The sequence below is a fragment of the Streptomyces sp. URMC 126 genome, from assembly GCF_051386555.1.
Classification (GTDB): domain Bacteria; phylum Actinomycetota; class Actinomycetes; order Streptomycetales; family Streptomycetaceae; genus Streptomyces.
Map to the genome: position 1 here is coordinate 1 of NZ_JBPQTX010000780.1, position 284 is coordinate 284.

The 284-nt window shown below is 77.1% G+C and carries 1 pseudogene; it reads right to left on the minus strand.

Features of this window, described 5'->3' with window-relative positions:
- A pseudogene (locus tag ACSNOK_RS33885) lies at window positions 1-284 on the minus strand (hypothetical protein); the annotation flags it as partial.

Genomic DNA, 284 nt, shown 5'->3' on the forward strand with positions numbered 1-284 from the left:
CTCCATGGGTTCGGAGGTGCGGGCCGGCGGGGTGGCGCGCAGCGCGGCGCCCAGGATCTGCTTGCAGGCGGTGTCGAGCCGGTCGGCGGGCAGTTCGCGCCGGCCGTCGCTGACGGCGGCGAGCTGCAGGTCGCCCTCGGTGAGGGTGCCGGTCTTGTCGAAGCAGAGCACGTCGGCGCGGCCGAGCGCCTCGATGGTGCGGGGGTTGCGCACCAGCGCGCCGTGGTCGGCCAGGCGGCGGGCGGCGGCGAGCTGGGCCGCGTTGACCAGCAGCGGCAGCCCCT